Source organism: Desulfovibrio sp. 3_1_syn3 (genome assembly GCF_000145315.2).
In the GTDB taxonomy this organism is placed as follows: Bacteria; Desulfobacterota; Desulfovibrionia; order Desulfovibrionales; family Desulfovibrionaceae; genus Desulfovibrio; species Desulfovibrio fairfieldensis.
Genome location: NZ_ADDR02000001.1, coordinates 1,553,991 through 1,573,716 on the forward strand (window position 1 = coordinate 1,553,991; position 19,726 = coordinate 1,573,716).

The following is a 19,726-nucleotide window of genomic DNA, read 5'->3' on the forward strand; positions in this document are numbered from 1 at the left end:
TCAGGCTTGCGCGCGGGCCTTCCGGTAAGCGCGCAAAGCGTCCGGAAAGGGAGAAAGCACTCTGGCCAGCACGCCTTGCGCCAGGGAAATGGCCAGACCGTAATTGGTCATAGGGCAGCCCGCCTCGGTCGCGGCGCGCAGCCGGGCCAGCATCTGCCCGCGCGTGATGACGCAGCCGCCGCAGTGCACGACGGCCGCGCAGTCTCCGGCGGAGTCCGGAAATTCCTTGCCCGCGGCCATCCTGAAATGCAGCTCGCCCCCGGCCAGCCCGCGCAACAGGCGCGGCAGCTTGACGCGACCTATATCGTCGTGCTGCGGATGGTGGGAGCAGGCCTCCTGAATCAGCACGCTGTCACCGGGGTGAAGTCGTCCGAGTGCGGCGGCCCCACGGGCCAGAGCTGGCAGATCCCCCTTGAAACGGGCCATGAGCACGGAAAAGGTGGTCATGGGGATGTCCGAAGGCGTCTCCCGGTCCACCGCATGGACCACTTGGGAATCGCAGACCACAAGATCCGGGGCTTCTTTGAGGCGCAGCAGCGCTGCAGGCAGGTCTTTGTCCGTCGTCGCCAGGCAGATTTTGCGTCCGTCCAGGCTGTCGCGAATGGCCTGCACCTGGGGCAGAATGAGCCGCCCCCGAGGCGCGCCCGTATCAAGCGGCACGACGAGCAGCAGAACGCCCTGTTCCGGCAGCAGATCGCTGAGCAGCGGGGGCTGGCGCAGGGCGCTTTCCGGCGCGACGCGTTCGATGGCCGCGCGTATCTCGTCCAGGCCGAGACCGCTGCGGGCCGAGGCGCGTATGACGGGCACGGCGGCGTCCAGGCCTTCCGGCCTGTCGGGGGCATCCGTTGTTTCCTTCGCGCCGGAATCGGCGTCCGCCTTGTTCCGCACCACCACAAAGGGAATCGCCAGGGAACGCAGCCGGGCGGCCGCAGCCGCCTCGGTCCGCCCCCAGATCCGCCCGTCCGTCACCAGCAGGGCCACGTCGGTCCGGCGCATGATCTCCAGGCTGCGCTCCGCGCGCAATCTGCCCAATTCGCCGTCGTCGTCCAGACCGGCGGTGTCCAGAAAGACCACCGGCCCCAGCGGGGCCATTTCCAGCGTTTTTTCAACAGGGTCTGTCGTTGTGCCGGGCGTATCCGAAACAATGGACACCGGCTGTCCGGACAGGGCGTTGAGCAATGAAGACTTGCCCGCATTGCGGCGTCCGAAAAGCGCAATGTGCAGGCGAAGGCCCTTGGGCGCTTCGGTCATGGGTGGACTCCTTGCGAAAAGGGACCGGTTGCGCGGCGGCGAGCGACCGGGAAAACCGGGACGGCCGGCGCGATTGGGCAAAACCGCGCCGGCCGGGGTCTGGGTGGGGCTGTGCGTATCAGCCCTTGGGCGGAAGAGCCCGGCGCTTATTCATACGGATAGGCGTTGCCCGCGAAATCCTTGTGGCGAGGATTGGGGTACGCGCCTGAAGCCGTAAGCTTCTTGAGGCCTTCCGATTTGTCGAACCATTTGGTGTGAAGCAGTTCTTCCGATTTATGGCCCAGCGGCTTGCCGAGCCAGGAATCATAAAGGGCCTTGACCTGTGCGTTGTCCTGGGAGGCCCGCTTGGGAAAGGTCTTGTCGGCGCCGTATACGGCGTTGACGCGGTCGCGCATGTAGTCCTTGATTTCTCTGGCTCCCGCATAGGCCTTGTTGACCATGCGCACACCCAGCAAGAGGCCGCCGGACAGAATGCACGCGCCTTTTAAAAATCCCCGTCTTGTGCTCGTCAGTATGGACATATGGCCCCCTAGGCGTTGGTGTTCATATCGGCAAGGCGTTTCCTGAGACTGCCGTAGAGGCTGGAGGCCTTGCGCTCCGCGTATTCCAGCAGGGTCGGCATCAGGGGCTGGCCGCCGCCGCAGACGCAGCCGCCGGGACAGGCCATGAACTCGATGAAATGATACGGGGACTTCCCGGCGCGGACTTCCTCACAGACCGCGTCAAAGCGTTTGGCCCCATGCACAACGGCCAGACGCAGCTCAATGCCGTTGATGGTCACCGTGTATTCCTTCATCCCCTTGAGGCCGCGCACCTGTTTGAAATCCCAGGATTCCGGACGCTGGCCGGTCACCGCCTGGTAGGCGAAGCGCAAAGCCGCTTCCATGACGCCCCCGGACACCCCGAAAATGGTAGCGCCGCCGGAGGATTCTCCCATCAGGCTGTCGCGCTGCCCCTCGGGCAGCTTGCTGAAGTCTATGCCCGCCTGCCGGATCATGTAGGCCAGTTCGCGGGTGGTCAGCGTGGCGTCGATGTCGCGCAGGCCGTCGGCGGCCAGCTCGGGACGCAGGCCTTCATATTTTTTGGCAATGCAGGGCATGATGGACACGGTGTAGATCTGTTCGGGAGCATAGTTCAGCTTTTCCGCGCCGTAGGTTTTGGCCAGCCTGCCGTTCATGCCCACGGGCGATTTGCAGGAGGAAAAGTGCGGCAGCAGGTCGGGGTGAAAGGTTTCCGCATACTTCTGCCAGCCCGGACAGCAGGATGTGAATTGGGGCAGATGCTTTTTTTCGCCCAGGCGTTGTACAAATTCCGAGGCTTCTTCCCAGATGGTCACGTCGGCGGTGAATTCAGTGTCCCAGCAATGGGCGAATCCCAGGGCTTTGAGGGCCGAGAGCATCTTGCCGGTGGTCACGCTGCCGGGCGCGAGCCCGAAAGCCTCGCCCAAGGCGTAGCGCACCGACGGAGCGGGCATGGCAATGCACTTGACGCTCTTGTCCTGAAGCTTCTTTTGCAGTTCCGGCACCCAGGTCTGCACTTCATAAACGGCGAATTCCGGACAATGGGTCAGGCACTGCCCGCAGTTGATGCAGGCTTCGGGGTAGGCGACCTCGTGCGCCGCGCCGGTTTCCCCGTAGATCGCCCCTGAGGGGCAATATTCCTGACAGGTGTCGCAGCCGATGCATTTTTCCGCATCAACCTGCACAAAAAACATCTTGTCGCCGTCGGCCCCCTGTGGCGGCACATTGGGCTCATACTGGATATGCTCCATGACGATACGCGGCATTCCAACCTCCTGGCGGTAACAGGTGAATCAGACTCCATCCGTCAGTCGCGCCCGCACGGGCGGCGATGAACAGTTCATGCTTCTTCCGGCGGCCGCCGGGTTTTCCTCGCTTTCCGGCGGCGATGCGAGCGTATGCGTGCGCCCGGCGGCCTCGACGGCCATGCGTGCGGCTGCCGTATCCACGCGGTTTTTATTGTCGTAAATGCGGTAGTGCTCACGGTATCCCGGCGGCGTGAAGCCGGGCATGAGCACATTGCCCCCGGCCAGCAGGCCTTCCTTCTGGCCCGCGACCGCATCCACCGTAGCCAGGGCCGTGGTGGCGGGAATGTTGGCCCGGGGCAGCGCGATGCGCAGCACGGCCATGACCCGCAGGGTCAGTGCCGCCGTGCCTCCGGGCCGGGTTCCCAAAGGCGTATCCGCCTGGGGAATGAACGGCCCCACCCCGCACATGGACACGCGCAACTCCCGCGCCAGCAGAATGTCGTCGGCCAGGGATTCGGGCTTTTGCCCCGGCAGGCCCACCATGAAACCCGAACCCGTTTCATAGCCCAGCTCCCGCAGCATACGCAGGCTTGCGAGGCGTTCCGCCAGCGTGTGGCCCGGGTGCAGGCGCGCATACAGCCGTGGGTCGGCGGTCTCATGCTTGAGCAGAAAGCGCGCGGCACCGGCTTCCTTCCACAGGGCGCAGGCCGTCCGGGGCTGTTCCCCCACGCTGAGGGTCACCGGCACGCGCAGGTCGCGGCGTATGGCGTCCACTACCCCGGCCAGCCATTGCGGCGGCACCGCATATTCGCCCGCTTGCAGCACAATGGTGTCCGCGCCCGCGGTCACGGCTTCGGTTGCGGTCTCCATTATTTCGTCTTTGGAAAGCGTATAGCGCACGAGTTGCCTGTTGGCCGCCCGCAGGCCGCAGTAGCGGCAATTGCGACGGCAGACGTTGGAGAATTCCACAAGCCCGCGCACGAAAACATGCGAGCCTTTTTCCCGTGCCGTTATCCGCGCGGCGCGGTGCCGCAATTCGGCATAGGGCGTTGCAAACAGGAGCTTGAGGATGTCCTCGCGGCGCACAGACGCATCCTTGTCCATGCTCAGCAGTAGACGTCCCGCTGGCCGGAACGCACCTTGGAAAGCAGCTTTTCCGAGACGCGGCGGGTGCGCTCCTCCATGCCGTCCAGAGAGGCGGCAATGGCGCATTCACCGGCCAGGCGCTCTTCCTCCCCCGCGTAGTCCAGCAGATATTCCTCAAAGGTGGAGAGGGCATTGGGCGCGCACTTGGCCTTGATGAGGCCGGGTTTGGCGAGATCCATGAAATCCTTGCCCGTGCGCCCCAGGCGGTAACAGCCCGTGCAGAAGGAGGGGATGAAACCGTGGTCCCCGAGATCCTTCACCACCTCGGCCAGGCTTCTGTGGTCGCCGAGCTGAAACTGGGCCGCCTCAAATTGACTGTCTTCCTTGTAGCCGCCGGGATTGGTGCGGCTGCCCGCCGAGATCTGCGAAACGCCGAGTTCCAGGGTGAGGCCGCGTATGGCGGCATTTTCGCGCGTGGACATGATCAGGCCCGTATAGGGAACCGCCAGGCGCAGAATCGCCACCAGCTTCAGGAAATCCTGATCGCTGACGGCATGCGGCGGCCGGGACGCAAGGTCGGAACCGACGGCGGGCTCGATGCGCGGCACGCTGATGGTATGGCAGCCCACACCGAAGCGCTCTTCCAGATGGGCGATGTGCATCATCAGGGCCAGGGTTTCGTAACGCCAGTCATAGAGACCGTAGAGCAGCCCCATGCCCACGTCGTCGATGCCCGCCAGCATGGCGCGGTCAAAGGAAGAGGCCCGCCAGTCCAGGTCGCGCTTGGGGCCCGCCAAGTGCACGCTTTCGTAGGTGGGCCGGTGATAGGTCTCCTGGAAAAGCTGGAAGGTTCCGATATGCCGTTCCTTGAGACGGCGGAAGTCCTCCACCGAAAGCGGGGCGAGATTGACATTGACCCGGCGGATATTGCCGCCGCCCTCGCGCGCCTCGTAAATGGCGTCAATGGCGTCCAGTACATAGTCGATGCCGCTGCCGGGATAGGCCTCTCCCGCCACCATCAGAACCCGCTTGTGCCCCTGGCGCAGGATGATCCTGGTTTCCTCAAGTATCTCGTCCCGGCTCAGGGCGCGGCGGGTCACTTCGGTATTGGATTTCCGGAAGGCGCAGTACAGGCATTCGTTGGAGCAGAGATTGGAGATATACAGCGGAGCGAACAGCACGATGCGGTTGCCGTAAATTTCTTCCTTGACCGCCTTGGCGGTGTGGTACAGCTCCGTCGTCAATTCCGGAGAGGAAAGGCCCATCAGCACGGCCACGTCCGTAAGCGAGAGCCCCTTCAGTTCCCTGGCCTTGGCAAGGACCTCGCGCGCCCGCGCCGGGTCCTCGCGGCTACAGGAGGAGGCAAGCACGCGTTCTATCGTAGCGTCGTCCAACCATGTGGCCCTGGTATCCGCAATATTCCCCGTCATGGCATCCCCTTGCTGGCAGCGGTCGCTGAACCGCCGATTAGTGGGTTTCAGGACAAGCGGCCTGACGCTCAGGCGGTTTGTTTTTTTGTATTACATTTTAAAATTTCGTGTTACGATATGCGAGCAGCCGCCGTTACGCTCACGCCCCCGCGAAAGCGACGTCTCGCAATACCCGGAAAGATGCTGTGCGGAACCTGCCGTCAAATACCGGACAGGCGACAGGAACCCTTATACTGTTGTGTTATCTTTTTTAAAAAAGTAACACCATTGGTTTAAAAAAATTCTCTGCGGGCAGGCCGCCTCCGGGCGGCGGGGCATGCATACGGTTGCTCCCTTGCAGATATGCCATCTCGTGTTACTTTTGTCAATTACGTGTTACAAATTTTATGCTTCCCACGTCCGATTACGGTATGGGCCAGGGAAATTATGGGAAAGTATTGCCCGGAGCGGGCATGGGCCTGCGCATGCCCGCTCCGGGCCGGAGGGTGTCAGGGAACAGGGGGATGGCTACTGCTGTTGCATCCGGGCCACCAGAGCCCGCAAGCCCTCGGTCTGGGCCGCGAGCCCGGCCACGGCCCCGGCGGCTTCCGTCATGCTTTCGGCGGTCTGGCCGACCATGTTGTTGACCCGTTCGATATTGGCGTTGATCTCCTCCGAGGCGGCGGACTGCTGCTCGCTGGCCGCGGCAATGGCCTGAATCTGGTCGGCCGTGGCCTCTGCGGTGCTTACGATGTCGGTCAGGGCGTGGCCGGAGTCATTGGCAAAGCCCGTGGCCTTGTCAATCTGGAGCACGGCGTTTTCCACCGAGGCCATGCTTTTGTTGGTGCTTTCCTGAATGGCCTGGATGGCGCTGCTCACGTCGTGGGTGGAAGCCATGGTTTTTTCGGCCAGTTTGCGCACCTCGTCAGCCACCACGGCAAAGCCGCGCCCGGCGTCGCCCGCGCGGGCGGCCTCAATGGCCGCATTCAGGGCCAGCAGGTTGGTTTGGTCCGCAATGTCGGAAATCACGGTCATGATCCGGCTGATGGCCCCGGCATGCTCGTTGAGTCGCTCCATGTCCGTGCGCAATTCCAGCGAAACCGCGTGCACCCGCTCAATGCTTTGCAGCGACTGATGCACGACCTGCGCGCCGCTTTCGGCCTTGGCCCTGGTTTCGCCGGAGAACCGGGACGTGGTGGAGGCATTGCGGGCCACTTCCTGCACTGTGGCGTTCATCTCATTGATGGCCGTGGCGGCTTCGGTCAGGCTTCGGGCCGATTCGGAAGCGATCCGGTCGGATTGCTCGATCTGGACCGAAAGCGCGCCGGAAGCGTCGGAAATGACCCGGATGGCCTTATCCAGGCTTTCGGCCACGCCCAGCATGGCTGTGGTCTTGGCCTGGGCCGCCGCGCCCGCCTCTTCCGCCCGCAACATGGAGGCGCGGGCCTTTTCTTCCTCACTGTGGGCTTTTTGTTCGCTTTCCTGGGAACGGCGCAGCGTCTCGTTGATATGGGCGAGCATTTTCGCAAAACTTTCGTACAGACTCAGCAGTTCGCCGGAAAACAGCGCCCTGTCGGGCAGCGCGGCCTGTATGTCGCCGTCGGCAATAGTTTCGGAAGTGCTGCTGAGCAGTCCCAGGGGGCGGTTGATGCTGCGCAGGATGAGCGCGCCCAGAATGAAGACCGCCACGGCCATGACCAGGGAGAAGATCACGCTGAGCCGCAGCATGGCGTAGGTGCCTGCAAAAACCTCATCCGCGTCGATGGCGTAGACGTATTTCCAGCCGCGTTGGTCGCTGAAGATGTTGACCAGCACGTCCCGGCCGTTGACCTCGGCCATGTGCACGCCGTTGGGCATGGCGTAGATCGTGTCGAGGCCGGGCATTTTTTTGTCCGCCACCTTGCTGAACAGAGCTTCGGCGTTGCGGGTCGCCACGATGATGCCGCTGGGATCAATAAGGGTCAGACGGCCGGTGCGGCCGATCTCCATGGCGGAAATGCTTTTTGAAAGCGTGGCGAGACTCACCTCGATGTAGGAGACGCCTGTGATCCCGCCGCCGTCCTTGACCGTATGCACAAAGGAACACACGGGCGTGCCCGCCGCGTTCAGATAAACGGAATAGGCCGCGCCCGTGCCGCTGTCCTCGGCGGACTGGTACCAGGGACGTTTGCGCGGATCGAAACCTGCGGGATAGGCAATGGGAGGATACTCCAGAAAACCTCCGTCCGTGGAGCCCAGGCCCACGGCCAGGTAGGAAGCGCTGGATTCGGCGAGCTGTTCCAGTATCTTGTCCAGCTCCAGGGCCTGGGGGCTCATTTCCCGGCGCGTGTGGGTCTTGGACGCGTTCAGTCCGACATGGGAGGGAAGGTGCCCGGCCGCTTCGGCCGTCTGCGGCAGCCCGGCCAGAAAGGCGCTGTTGTCCTCGGCGGTGTTGAAGAAGAGCGAAACATAGTTTGTGACGCTCTGGACGGTCGTTTTTGAGCCGCTTACCGCGATCTGGTAACTGTCCTTATAGGCGTAGTAGGCCATGAAGGACACCACGAGCACGATGGCCGCGATGAAGGAAGCCATAAGGCTGATGAGTTTGGCGCGTATGGTCACTGTCTGCTCCTGTAAGGCGCTGTCGCCGGGGCGTCGTAATGACGTCGGCCCGGCGCGCGGGCGTTCCGGCGCGGGACCTGTTCCGGCTCTGATGTCGGGATGAAAAAAATGCGGGAACCGGGCGCCTCCCGGCGGCTCAGGCGCGCCGCGCATTGCGCGGGCCCGTGCCGGGGGGGGGCCCGCAGCATAGGTATATGTACATTATGTACGTTTATGGAACGTATAAGAAAATATGTGTCGTTGCAAGATGAATCTAAAAAATGTATCAATCATTATTTATAAATATATCAATCGCACTGTATATGGTATACATGGTTTTCTATATCGCTGAAAGATAGTCTTGAATGCATCTTTTTGGCTTTCAATCTATCGCACATTTTATGTGTAGTAATCTTTCAGCCTGTACCCTGAAGATACTGCTGCATATACGTATAGATTTATCTACGGCAATGCGCAGCCGCCGCCCTGATCCGCGCCCGGCGGGTGAAGCGGGCCGCGCGGAGGCGGCCCGTCTCAGCGGCTTGCCAGGGAGAGCAGCAGATTCCAGTCGCTGATCCGGACTTTGCGGGCGGTAAAGGAGGAGATCACGCCGTGCTGTTTGAGGCGTTGCAGGGCGCGGGCCAGGGTGGCCCGGTGGATGCCCAGCAGATCGGCCACTTCCTGCTGGGTCATGTGGCAGGGAAAGGCGCTTTGACTGTTGTTTTTGCGGGCCAGGCTGAGGATGAAGCGGCAGAGGTGGATTTCGTGGCGGCCGGTGCCCATGTCCGCCAGAAAGGTATAGTGGATGAGCATCTTGATGCCCATGGAGCGCAGCAGATTGGCGATCTGGACGGGGTGCTCGCGGATAAAGGCGGCGTCCTCCAGCAGATTTTCCGGGAAACGCCAGATTTCGGACTCCGAGGTGCAGACAAAGCGTCCCTCGGGATTGTATCCGGCCAGGGTGCGCGCTTCATTGAACAGGCAGCCCGGTTCGATGCACAAGGTGAGCCGTTCGCGGCCGCAGGAAGAGGTGTAGAAAATGCCCACCGAGCCACGGGACAGGTAGTACATGCCCCTGGTCTTCTGGTGTGGAATAACGGCGTCCTTGGGATAGACGGATCTGACGGCGTAGCGCAGCACGTCCTCCCAGGGCTTGTTGAGGTCGGCCACATGCCCGATGCGGGCCATTTCCCCATCGGTCGAGCCGACGGGCGGGGTCTGAGCGGGGATTGTCATAGACTGCTCCGGAACGGCGGGAGGGGAAAACCCCTCCCGCCGCGTATGGCGCGGCCTGAAGCGTTCGGGTTCTGGGAATGTCCCGTCGCTCCGCGCGGATTCCCCATCGAATCCGCGCCGTGAACCTGTCGCGGGGTGCATTGCCGTCAACTTCCGGTTGCCGGGAAGACCGGCGGCTGACGGCCGGCGGTGTGCCGCGCCGTCAGGCGACAGGTTTAAGCGCGATGCGCTGTTACGATGCCACGCAGGATCGTATTGATGTATTGGCGGCGGGCTTGGACGCCTGCCCCTTGGGATGATGTGTGCGCACGGTGGTGACTTTGTTCTGGGTGAAGAAGTTCAGGCCGTCCTTGCCCTGAACCTTGTCCGTGCCCAGCAGCGAGCCCTTGATGCCGCCGAAGGGCACATAGGGATGCGGCGCGCAGATGCCCACGTTCACGCCCACCATGCCCACGTCGGCCAGACGGCTGAAGCGCTCAATGTAATAGGCGTTCTGGGTGAAGATGCACGCGCCGTTGCCGAATTCCGAAGCCCGGATCAGGTTGAGGGCGTCGTCCATGTCCGCCACCTTGATGGTGGCTACCAGCGGCCCGAAGACTTCGGTGGTGAACAGGGGGTTGCAGGGAGTCACGTCCCTGATGATGGTGGGCCCCACGAAGAAGCCGTTTTTGTTCTTTTCGGGCAGGACGGGATTGCGCCCATCAAGAATAAGTTCGCAATTGCCGTGGGCAAGGGCGATGTCCACGTACTTAGCGACATTGTCGGCGGCTGCGCGGGAGATCAGCGGTCCCATGTAGACGTCGGGATCAAAGGCGTCGCCCACCTTGACGGTTTTGGAGGCTTCCAGAATGCGCTCCATGACCGTGTCGTAGATTTCAGGCACGGCGGCCACGATGGACCCGGCCAGGCAGCGCTGCCCGGCCGAGCCGTAGCAGGAGTTGAGGAAGTTGTTCACAAAGATGTCCAGATTGGCGTCTTCCATGACCAGAAGCATATTCTTGGCCCCGCCCAGGAGCATGGAACGCTTGGCCCCCCTGGCGCAGCCCTCGGCCATTTTTTTGGCCGTGGGCGTGGAACCCACCAGGCAGACCCCGGCCATGCGCGGGTCTTCATACCATGTGCCGGGAATGGAGCGGTCGCCGTGGATCACGTTGACCACGCCCGCGGGCAGGCCGATTTCCTGGAAGAGCTCGCAGATGAGCTGCATAAAGTAGGGCGACTGGGTGGAAGGCTTGAAGATGAAGGTATTGCCCGCCGCGATGGCGTAGGGGATGAACCAGCCGAAGACCAGGGCCGGGAAGTTGAAGGGGGCCACGCCGCCGAACACGCCCAGGGACTGCCGCACGACCTTGACGGAAATGCTGCCCGAGACCTGGTCCAGAATGTCGCCCTGGATCAGGGAAGGCGTGCCGCAGGCGGATTCCAGAATCTCAATGACGCGCTGTACTTCGCCGCGCGCTTCGGAGATGTGCTTGGCCTGGTCCCAGGCAATGCCCTGGGCCAGTTTTTCGTGATTGCGGATCATGGCCTCGCGCAGCTTGAAGATATAGGCCACGCGCTTGGCCACCGGAACTTCACGCCAGGTCTGGTAGGCCTCCCAGGCCGTGGCGATGGCCGCTTCGCAGGCATCCGCCCCGGACATGGGCACTTCGCCGATCTGTTCGCCGGTGGAGGGGTTGTACAAAGGCTTGACTGGCGTGCCTGCTTCTTCACGCCACTGGCCGTTGATGAAGTTTTTGATCTTGACGTAGGGAAAGTCGGACATGATCTGCTCCTGTGCCCCTGAGGGCGGTTGCGTGTTGTGCGCGGAGAGGGTGTGCCGCGTCGGGTGTTCTCAGTAAAATTGCTCCAGCAGCTTCTCCAGCACGTCGGCAGTGCCCTTGCGCGGATTGCTGTCCATCAGCCGCTTGTAGGCCGCGCCCAGTTCGGCCACGCCGCGCAGTTCTTCCCGGCGGATGCCGTAATTGGACAGGCCCTGCTTGATGCCCAGGTCGTCCATGAGGCTTACGAAGCCCGCGGCGGCGCTTTTGGCTTTTTCGCGCACTGAGGCCCCGGCCGGGGCGCTGCCCAGGATTTCGGCGATGACCGCGAATTTTTCGGGCGCGGCCAGGGCGTTGAAGCTCATGCCCATGGGCGCGCACACCGCCATCATCAGGCCGTGGGGGATGTGGTGCTCCGAGGGCACGGACATGCCCAGGGCGTGGATGATGCCGTTCTGGGTGTTGGAAAAGCCCATGCCGCTGATGGCCGCGCCGTAGAGCATCTGCTCGCGCGCTTCCATATTGCCGCCGTTGGCGTAGACCTTGCGGATATTGTCGGAGATCATGCGCATGGCCTGGAGGTTCAGGGCGTCCGTAAAGGGCGTGGCGTGCAGGCTCACGTAGGACTCGATGCAGTGCACCAGGGCGTCCAGGCCGGTGATGGCCGTGTAAAAGGGCGGCAGGCCCGCGGTCAGCTCGGGGTCCAGCAGAACCACCTTGGCGTAGAGATAGTCGCTGACCGTGCCCTGTTTGGAATCGGTGATCGGGTCATTGAGTACCGCGTTGGAGGTCATTTCGCTGCCCGTGCCCGCCGTGGTGGGAATCAGGATGGTGGGCATGCAGGCCGAGGGCACCTTGTGCAGGCCGAAATAGCGGCTCATGGGGCCTTCGTGCACGGCCAGCAGGGCCGTGGCCTTGGTGCTGTCCAGGGCGCTGCCCCCGCCCAGGCCCACCAGCAGTTCCACCTTGTTCTGCCTGACCCAGGCGGCGGCCTTTTCAATGGACGCCGGGGTGGGGTCCAGCTCGGCCTGGTCATAGAGCAGGGCTTCCACGCCCGCGCCCTTGAGGGAAGCCATCAGCGGCGTATGGATGCCCGCGTCCACCAGGCCTTTGTCCGTGATCACTGCCACCGTGCGGCAGCCGAGGCGCAGAGCCTCGTCGCCCAGTTTCGCCGCAACGCCACGGCCGTACACCACCCGCTCAACAGTTTGGAAACTCGAAAACATATTTGTATTCTCCTTGCAGTGCTGGAATGTGTGGTAAAGGCTCAGCGGTCGCAGTAACCGCGCCGCAGCAGACGGTGCATCCATATGCAGCACAGGGCGCTCATCAGGCCCACGCCGCAGATGTAGGCGCACAGATACCAGGGGGACCCGCCGTTCCATTCCACCAGGGCCGTGGCGATCATGGGCGCGAAACCGGCCGTGGGGATGCCCGAAACCTGGTACACAAAGCTCATGCCCGAATAGCGCACCGCCGGGGGGAAACTTTCGGCGAACATGGAGGACATGACTCCGAAGATGCCGGAATAGACCACACCGAAGGTCAGACCCAGTCCGACGGTGGCCATGATGAAGGAGTGGGCGAAATTCTGGAACAACCAGAAGGCCAGGAAGGACAGGAAGGCCAGCATGAAGGCGTTCTGCCCGAAGGTGCGCGTCTTGCCGATACGGTCGGCCACGATGCCCCAGAACGGCATACAGATGCCCATGATCAGGGAGGCCGCGGTGACCACCATCAGGGCCGTGGAGCGTTCCATGCCGTGGGTGGTCAGAAAGGTCAGGGAATAGACGCTGAAGGTGGCAAAGGCCACGCCGTCAATGCAGCGCGCGCCCATGGCCGCGATCATCATCTGGGGATATTTTTTGAAGGCGGTCAGCAGCGGAGCCTTGACTTCCGCGTTGTTGGCCTTCACTTCGGCGAAGTCTTCCGTTTCCGTGACCTTGCTGCGGATGTAGCTGCCCACGAAGAGCAGCACGATACTGGTGATGAAGGCCGCCCGCCAGCCCCAGGACATGAATTGCTCATTGGTGAGCGTCATGGACAGAAGGCCGATAACGCCGGAGGCCATCAGCAGGCCCACGGCCAGGCCCAACTGGGGCAGGGTGCCGTAAAAGGCGCGCTTGTGCCGGGGGGCGGACTCCACAGACATGAGGATGGCCCCGCCCCATTCGCCGCCCAGTCCGAGCCCCTGGGCCAGACGGCAGATGATCAAGAGGATGGGAGCCCAGATGCCGATCTGGTCAAAGGTGGGGATAAGGCCGATGGCGCAGGTGCCGACGCCCATGATGTAGAGGGTGAGCACGAGCATCTTCTTGCGGCCGAGCTTGTCGCCGAAGTGGCCGAAGATGATCCCGCCCAGCGCGCGGCCCACATAGCCCACGGCAAAGGTGGCGTAAGAAAGGATGGTGGCGACCACCGGATCGAAATTGGGGAAGTAGAGCGTGCCGAAAACAAGCCCGGCCACGGCTCCGTAGAGAAAGAAATCGTACCATTCGAGCACGGCCCCCACAAAGGAGGACAGGACGGCACGTTTGAGTTGTTGGGAGGCGTGGTCAGGCGTGTTTGTCTGGCTCATGGCGCGACTCCGTGATTGCGGGGAGTAGGGGATGGGCAAGGGGCCGGGCCTCGGTCGCCGGGGCGGAATCCTTTGCCCGCCGGACGCTGGACGCGCGGGCTTCCGGGGGCAAAAGAAAACGATTGGGGAACGACATGGAATGTACCTCCTGGTAGTTTCCGTCATCCTTTTCCTTTTGCGGGCGTTTTTTCTATCGCAAATGCGACATGACACCTTTTTTCAAAAGAAAGGACGGAAATGTTGCCGGGAGGCGCCGGAAGACCGGCTTTGAACTCGCGGAAACTGGGGTTACGTCAGCCGTTAGAGTAAGTCCGGCGCGAATTGTCGCAAGCTGTCCCGGCCGGACGCGGAAAAGGGAGGTGGCGTGAAAAAGTGAGTGTTTTTTTCGCGAATGTTATCGAACGCCGACGTTTTCAGGCGTGAGCTGATGCCCTTGCGGCTTTCGATGTTTTCGCGACCGGGCCATATAACCCTGTTTTTTGCACAAGCGGCTTGCCCTCGGCCTGCTTCCACCCAGGGGCATTGCCTCGCTGCCGGAGCGGATATATTCTGTGATACATGGACGGCGCATTGCGCCGCCCGGACGAGACCTTCTATGCGCGGCCTGGCAGACTGCCAAAGCCGCAAGGAAAATACATGCCCTATCTCATCTTCAGCATATCCCGGCGCGCGCCCACGCTTTTTCTGCTGCTCTGGCTGGTTGTCCCGGCCATGGCGGCCGCAGCGGCCGCGTCCGACGAGGCAGCCATGAATACCGGACATCCCATGCCCCCGCTCAGCGAGCGGGAGGCTGACGTTTTGTTGCGCAAGGCCACGGAGGCCCCCTATACGGGCCGTTATCTCAACAATCACGCGGCGGGCACCTATATCTGCCGCCAGTGCGGCATGCCGCTCTACCACTCCGAGGACAAATTTGAATCCGGCTGCGGCTGGCCCAGTTTTGACGACGCCGTGCCCGGCGCGGTGCGCCGCGTGCCCGATGCCGACGGGCAGCGGGTGGAAATTCTCTGCGCGCATTGCGGCGGGCATCTGGGGCATGTTTTTGAAGGCGAAGGCTTCACGGACAAGAATACCCGCCATTGCGTCAATTCCCTGTCCATGAGTTTCGCGCCCGCGGGCAGCGAGGAGGAAAAGGCGGCCTTTGCCCGCGCCAAGGCCGTTGCGGCCTGCACGGGCACGGCCATTGTGGCCGGGGGGTGCTTCTGGGGGGTGGAGGATGCCTTCCACAAACTGCCCGGCGTCTGTGAGGCGGTTTCCGGCTATACGGGCGGACATGTCCCGGCGCCCGGCTATGAGGACGTCAGCCGGGGCGACACCGGGCACGCCGAGGCCGTGCGGGTGACCTTCGACCCGTCGAAAGTCACCTATGAGCAGGTTCTGCGCCGTTTTTTCGAGATCCACGATCCCACCCAGCTTAACCGCCAGGGTCCGGATGTGGGCGAGCAATACCGCTCGGCCGTTTTTTATCTGGATGAGGAACAGAAGGCCGTGGCCGAAAAGCTCATGACCCGGCTCAGGGAGCTGGGCTACAAGGTGGTGACGCAATTACGCCCGGCCGGGGCTTTTTATGAGGCGGAAGCCTACCACCAGCGCTTCGCGGAGCGCACCGGCAGAGGAGCCTGTCATCTGGCGGTGCCGCGTTTTGAGCGCCGTGCCGACGGCAGTCCGGCGGAATAGCTGAAACATTGAAGCCCTCGCGATCCGTCATCGCGAGGGCTTTTTGGCATGAAAAAATGGCGACACTAAAAGAGATCGGGAGCTGATTACCGGTTGACCCTTTCCATCTTCTCGTAGACATTCCGCATTCGCAACACCAGATTGGACGCCTGCTCAAGGAGGCAGCCCAGGCTGGCAATGACATAGCCTTTCACGCGCACGTCATGGTGCGTGCTTTTCATTATTTTGACCACGCCCACCAGGAGCATATAGGTTTCCGCCAGCAGGTCGCGAAAATCTTTCGTGCTGTATTGTTTCAAAAGGTTACGCTCGTGCTGCACCGCTCCCGCTGAAAGGTAGTAGCAGCGGGTTTCGCCGTCCGAATCGGGCCGGGACGCGGGGTGAGCCCGCTGCCCTGTCCTGCCGGTTCATACATGGCCAACAGGTCCTGGGCGGCGGTCTGGAATCTTGCGATCCGTTCCGCCAGTTCGGAATGACTCTGAGAAGGGGGCGTTGGCGACTGCGGCTGCGGAGCAGCGCTCGGAAAATGATGGGGCATAAGGCACCTCGTGATTTGTACGATTGGCATTGCCTACAATAGTAATGCCGGGTGTCGTACCCGCCCACGAGAGCGGTTTATGGCTTTTAGCCTTTCGGCCTGGACATAACCATAGCACCCGGCAATAGATAGCCTGTAGCGCCAACCAAAGGGCGCAAAAAAGCCATACTGTCGGGATGGTAGCCGCTCGTGGAAGGTGGGTACGAATCACCTAGACACAGCTTAGACATAGAAAAAATAGCCGTCAAGTGCGTAGCCTCTCAGGGGCATTCTGTTCTCCATCCGTTGTTTTATTTTGCCCTCCGGGCACGGAGACTTTACGCCTCCCGGCGTTTGGGCCGCCTCCGGCGTGGGCAGGGGCCGGGGGGCCTACGCGGCCCCCCCAGGCCCCTTGCAACCCCTGCCCCCCGCGTGATTGTCGTAACACGCTGACGCGGCGTCCCACGGGTCTTGCTCGTGTGGCTCGCGGCGCCCCGAAATCGCCGCGTGCCAATATCCAACGGCTGAACATCTCCTTCTCAACGACCGTCAGTAGATGGTATTGCGCGGCGCGGAGGGAGGCTTCAGCCGTTGGCGGCAAGGCCGCCTTACGGATGAAGACAGCAGCGATATCGCCTGAGCGTTGCGAAGGAAGCTCCCGCAGCAAATGCCGCGCAGCCCCATGCTCCAGCCGTTGCGACGCAGGAGCTTTAGCCGTAGGCGAACTTGTGAGCCGTAACACGGCTTCGCCGTGAACGGCTCAAGCAAGCCGCTGACGCGGCAACGGCTTGCGCATGTTTTAGGATTCTCCCGGCACCAGCCATCCGCCTGCGCTTCGCTCCGGCAGAGCAAAGGTGGCTTCGTCTCTTTTTTGTTCGTTCCCCAATCTATCGGGGAATAAAGACTTTTTAGAGCATTTCAACTTTGAAATGCTCTAACGCCGAACACGGTGAGGCGCGCCGCGAAGCGGCGTGGATTCTGGCGAAAACCATGTTTTTCGCCAGAATGCCGACTTTGAAATTTGTAAAATTTCAAAGTTAATCTGCTCTAGATGCGTCTGCCCTGCCCCCCAGGGGCATTCCGTTCTCCACTCGCTGTTTTATTTTGCCCTGTGCCCGCAGGGCGCGCTAAACCCCATCAGGGCGGAATGCCCATAGAAGAATTGCCTTTGAAAGGTAACTTATTATAAATACAGAATAATCCTGCCGGTGGACGGAGAACGGAATGACCCTGCAGGGGCGCGAACCATCTTGACAAAAGATATATTTTTCATACTATTTTATATGAAGTTTGAATATGACCCCGCCAAAAGTTCTTCCAACAAAGTCAAGCATGGCTTGGATTTTGAGGAAGCCAAAGGGCTCTGGTCTGATGAAGACCTGCTTGTTATGCCTTTGAACTTTGAAGATGAACCCCGAAAAGCCTGTGTGGGCGTTCTTGGTGGTAAATGCTGGACTGCCATCATAACTTGTCGTCATACATCGGTCAGGCTTATTTCGGTTCGCCGTGCGCGAAAAGACGAGGTTGCTGCCTATGAAAGCGAGTGAGTTTGATAAATTGTTTGATGAAGGGGATAGCGTCATGCCCTATGCTGATCTGTCCAAGGCGACACGCCCCAATCGGAAAACCCAGAAGGTCAATGTGGACTTCCCCACCTGGATGGTAAATTCTCTTGATCGTGAAGCCGCCCATCTTGGAATCAGCCGCCAAGCGTTGGTCAAAGTCTGGATCGCTAACTGCTTGGCGCGGGATTCGCACAGCATGCGGCAGCATGACGCCCTTGCCGGGAGTGGTGAAGCCACGGCAAATAACCTGCGATGACAATCTTCTTGATAATTGTTTTTGGTGTGCCCTTGTTTTGATATGGGCGTTGCGTTGTCCACCGTTCCCGCCACTTTCAGAGTCATTCAATGCTATTGAATCCGGCGAGAAGCAAGGCTTGATTTCTGTTTTCTCCGAGTACCTCAATCGCTTCCGCTATATTCTGCAAGCCTTGACCGCGCGGCAGCGTTATGGCGGTGTCACGTCGCGCGGCAAGCTTCCGCGCTTTGGTCCGGTTACGCACCCGACAGGCATTTTCACAAAACACTGTAAGTAAAAAAGCGAGCCCTTCTTCCGGGGAAGAAGGGCTCTTTGATCATCCGCAACAGCGGATTACGGCGTTTCGTTTACTTGTAGGAAGGGATGGGGGTCTGAACCATCTTCAGGAACTTGTTGGTGGCGTACTTGCCGTCGTGAACCTTCTTGGCTTCCTCGGGGGTGATGCGGCCCACGGTGGTGAAGAATTCGGCGATTTCGCCCTGCCACTTCTGAGCCGGGCTCTGGCCCTTGGAGTCGTCAAACATGACCAGCTGTTCTTCCAGGTTGTACACGGGGTGCTTCTGGATGTCCTTCAGGGCCAGCTCCTTGGCATAGTCCTTGCCGGCCCATTCCAGGAAGAAACGACGGTATTCGGGCACCAAGCTTTCGGCGCTTTCCTTCTGGAGCATGTTCACGGCGCGCAGGTAAATGCCCAGGAACTTGGCGGTGATCTCAGGATGGGCATTGGCATACTTGGCATCGGCAATCAGCACGATGGGGTTGCCCTTTTTGCACATCTTGAGGTCGGCGGCCAGCACGCCGCCCTTGTCCATGGCCAGGAAGAGGTGCGGCGCCCACAGGGCCACGCCGTCGCCGATGTTGTTTTCAAACGCGCCCACGGCCTGGGCTTGGTCCATGTTCTTGATGACCACGTCGCTGTCCTTGAGACCCAGCACGTTCAGCCAGGAGGAAAGGGCGTAGTGGGCGGAGCTCACGGTGGTGACCAGGAAGGTCTTGCCCTTCACGGTCTCGGGGCTGCCCAGCACGTCGGGGTAGTCTTTGTTCCAGCCCTTGACTTTGGAGATGGGGCTGTCCTTGCGGACCACCACGCCGTTGGTCATGGATTCATCGTTGCCGTTGGCAATGATGATGGTGTCGTAACGCAGGTTGCCCAGCATGGCCGGCACGGCGCCCATGCCCGCGAAGACCCATTCGCCGGAAGGCAGAGCGTTCAGAATGTCGGCGCCGGAGTTGAAGTATTTGATTTCAACGTCCAGACCGGCTTCTTTATCCCAGCCTTTTTCCTTGGCATACCACATCAGGAAGGTTTCGTGCTCGTCCATCCACGCGGTGGGCACTTTCACCAGTTTCCCGGCGGCCATGGCGGCGCCGGAGATGCTCAGAACAAACACGGCGGCCATTGCCAGGGCAATCCATTTTTTCAACATACTCGTCCTCCAGAATAACGGTTAATCCGGGTGGTCGCACTCGCGCGCGTTCCGTACAGTCCGGACACGGGCCGTCTACGGCTACGGCTATAACCCTTTACCCATGCTATGTAGCAGCTCCGAAGAGCTTCCGTCCGTAAGGCGTGCTGTTTTCTGGTCGGGCCGGGGCGCGTTTTCGCTTTCGCCGTCCGCCGGGGCATGCCCCAAAGCCTGTTCCGCGGCGGCCTGTCTCTGCCTAGTTATGGCTAAAGCATAGCAGGTGCGCAGGCGGTAGGCAAGATATTGCAGCAGGCAGCCGGCTCCGGCCAGAAGCAGGCTTACAATCCAGTGGGCTCCGGCCAGCCACGCGCCGAAAGCCGCCAGGCAGAGCAGCAGGCCGCCCAGCCGCCGCGCAAGCACGCGGCGGTAGATGCGTGCGACGGCTTCGGGGCTGTCCGCCTGTGCATCCGTCTGCTTGTCCGTCCGCCCGCCCGTCCGGGCCGGGCCCGAGGCGGGCGTTTTGCCGCGCCCGGCGAGCCGCGCGCAGAGCGCGCGCACCGCCAGCCAGACGGCAACGGCACCCACGGTGCCCGCCAGCAGATTGAACATCAGGGTGGCTGTGCTCATGCCTGTTTCC

General features: G+C 61.5%; 16 protein-coding genes. 3 read left to right on the forward strand and 13 right to left on the reverse strand.

Features of this window, described 5'->3' with window-relative positions; translation table 11 throughout:
* From hydF to HMPREF0326_RS06650, 10 genes are all read right to left on the reverse strand, one after another.
* A complete protein-coding gene (gene hydF, locus HMPREF0326_RS06605) occupies window positions 1-1,251 on the reverse strand; it encodes a [FeFe] hydrogenase H-cluster maturation GTPase HydF (RefSeq protein ID WP_008685256.1) in 1,251 nt (416 codons plus the stop codon).
* A gap of 146 nt (window positions 1,252-1,397) precedes the next feature.
* Entirely contained in the window at window positions 1,398-1,772 is a 375-nt protein-coding gene (locus tag HMPREF0326_RS06610) for an iron hydrogenase small subunit (protein WP_008685257.1), read from the reverse strand.
* A gap of 8 nt (window positions 1,773-1,780) precedes the next feature.
* Window positions 1,781-3,037, reverse strand: a complete 1,257-nt coding sequence (locus HMPREF0326_RS06615) for a [FeFe] hydrogenase, group A (protein WP_008685258.1) — start codon at window positions 3,035-3,037, stop codon at window positions 1,781-1,783.
* Between the two features lie 27 nt (window positions 3,038-3,064).
* The gene (gene hydE, locus HMPREF0326_RS06620) at window positions 3,065-4,123 is read right to left on the reverse strand and encodes a [FeFe] hydrogenase H-cluster radical SAM maturase HydE (protein ID WP_020990338.1); all 1,059 of its coding nucleotides are present in this window, start codon (window positions 4,121-4,123) and stop codon (window positions 3,065-3,067) included.
* A 2-nt stretch (window positions 4,124-4,125) separates the two neighbouring features.
* Entirely contained in the window at window positions 4,126-5,535 is a 1,410-nt protein-coding gene (hydG, locus tag HMPREF0326_RS06625; RefSeq protein WP_008685260.1) for a [FeFe] hydrogenase H-cluster radical SAM maturase HydG, read from the reverse strand.
* Between the two features lie 507 nt (window positions 5,536-6,042).
* Complete coding sequence (locus HMPREF0326_RS06630) at window positions 6,043-8,115, reverse strand: methyl-accepting chemotaxis protein (protein ID WP_008685262.1); 2,073 nt, start codon at window positions 8,113-8,115, stop codon at window positions 6,043-6,045.
* A gap of 513 nt (window positions 8,116-8,628) precedes the next feature.
* Window positions 8,629-9,330, reverse strand: coding sequence for a Crp/Fnr family transcriptional regulator (locus HMPREF0326_RS06635; RefSeq protein ID WP_020990339.1), 702 nt, complete (start codon window positions 9,328-9,330; stop codon window positions 8,629-8,631).
* 232 nt (window positions 9,331-9,562) lie between these two features.
* Window positions 9,563-11,095, reverse strand: a complete 1,533-nt coding sequence (locus tag HMPREF0326_RS06640) for an aldehyde dehydrogenase family protein (protein ID WP_008685264.1) — start codon at window positions 11,093-11,095, stop codon at window positions 9,563-9,565.
* A 69-nt stretch (window positions 11,096-11,164) separates the two neighbouring features.
* A complete protein-coding gene (locus HMPREF0326_RS06645; RefSeq protein WP_008685265.1) occupies window positions 11,165-12,316 on the reverse strand; it encodes an iron-containing alcohol dehydrogenase in 1,152 nt (383 codons plus the stop codon).
* Window positions 12,317-12,357: 41 nt separating this feature from the next.
* Window positions 12,358-13,668, reverse strand: a complete 1,311-nt coding sequence (locus HMPREF0326_RS06650) for an MFS transporter (protein WP_020990340.1) — start codon at window positions 13,666-13,668, stop codon at window positions 12,358-12,360.
* A gap of 636 nt (window positions 13,669-14,304) precedes the next feature.
* Between HMPREF0326_RS06650 and HMPREF0326_RS06660 the strand changes: the two genes are divergently transcribed.
* Window positions 14,305-15,345 (forward strand): bifunctional methionine sulfoxide reductase B/A protein, encoded by a 1,041-nt coding sequence (locus tag HMPREF0326_RS06660; RefSeq protein WP_020990342.1) that lies wholly within the window; start codon window positions 14,305-14,307, stop codon window positions 15,343-15,345.
* Between the two features lie 86 nt (window positions 15,346-15,431).
* Here the strand turns inward: HMPREF0326_RS06660 and HMPREF0326_RS06665 are convergent, their stop codons facing one another.
* A complete protein-coding gene (locus HMPREF0326_RS06665) occupies window positions 15,432-15,644 on the reverse strand; it encodes a hypothetical protein (RefSeq protein WP_232224914.1) in 213 nt (70 codons plus the stop codon).
* Window positions 15,645-17,112: 1,468 nt separating this feature from the next.
* On the opposite strand from HMPREF0326_RS06665, the gene HMPREF0326_RS15930 reads away from it, so the two are divergent.
* The gene (locus HMPREF0326_RS15930; protein WP_232221613.1) at window positions 17,113-17,409 is read left to right on the forward strand and encodes a BrnT family toxin; all 297 of its coding nucleotides are present in this window, start codon (window positions 17,113-17,115) and stop codon (window positions 17,407-17,409) included.
* Window positions 17,396-17,683, forward strand: a complete 288-nt coding sequence (gene brnA, locus HMPREF0326_RS15935; RefSeq protein WP_020990343.1) for a type II toxin-antitoxin system BrnA family antitoxin — start codon at window positions 17,396-17,398, stop codon at window positions 17,681-17,683. The genes HMPREF0326_RS15930 and brnA overlap by 14 nt, the downstream gene beginning before the upstream one ends.
* 347 nt (window positions 17,684-18,030) lie before the next feature.
* Here the strand turns inward: brnA and HMPREF0326_RS06680 are convergent, their stop codons facing one another.
* Together HMPREF0326_RS06680 and HMPREF0326_RS06685 are read right to left on the reverse strand one after the other, a co-directional pair.
* Window positions 18,031-19,110: an ABC transporter substrate-binding protein gene (locus HMPREF0326_RS06680; RefSeq protein ID WP_008685273.1), complete on the reverse strand. Its 1,080-nt coding sequence runs from the start codon at window positions 19,108-19,110 to the stop codon at window positions 18,031-18,033.
* A gap of 87 nt (window positions 19,111-19,197) precedes the next feature.
* Window positions 19,198-19,716 (reverse strand): hypothetical protein, encoded by a 519-nt coding sequence (locus tag HMPREF0326_RS06685; protein WP_020990344.1) that lies wholly within the window; start codon window positions 19,714-19,716, stop codon window positions 19,198-19,200.
* Window positions 19,717-19,726: the final 10 nt, after the last annotated feature.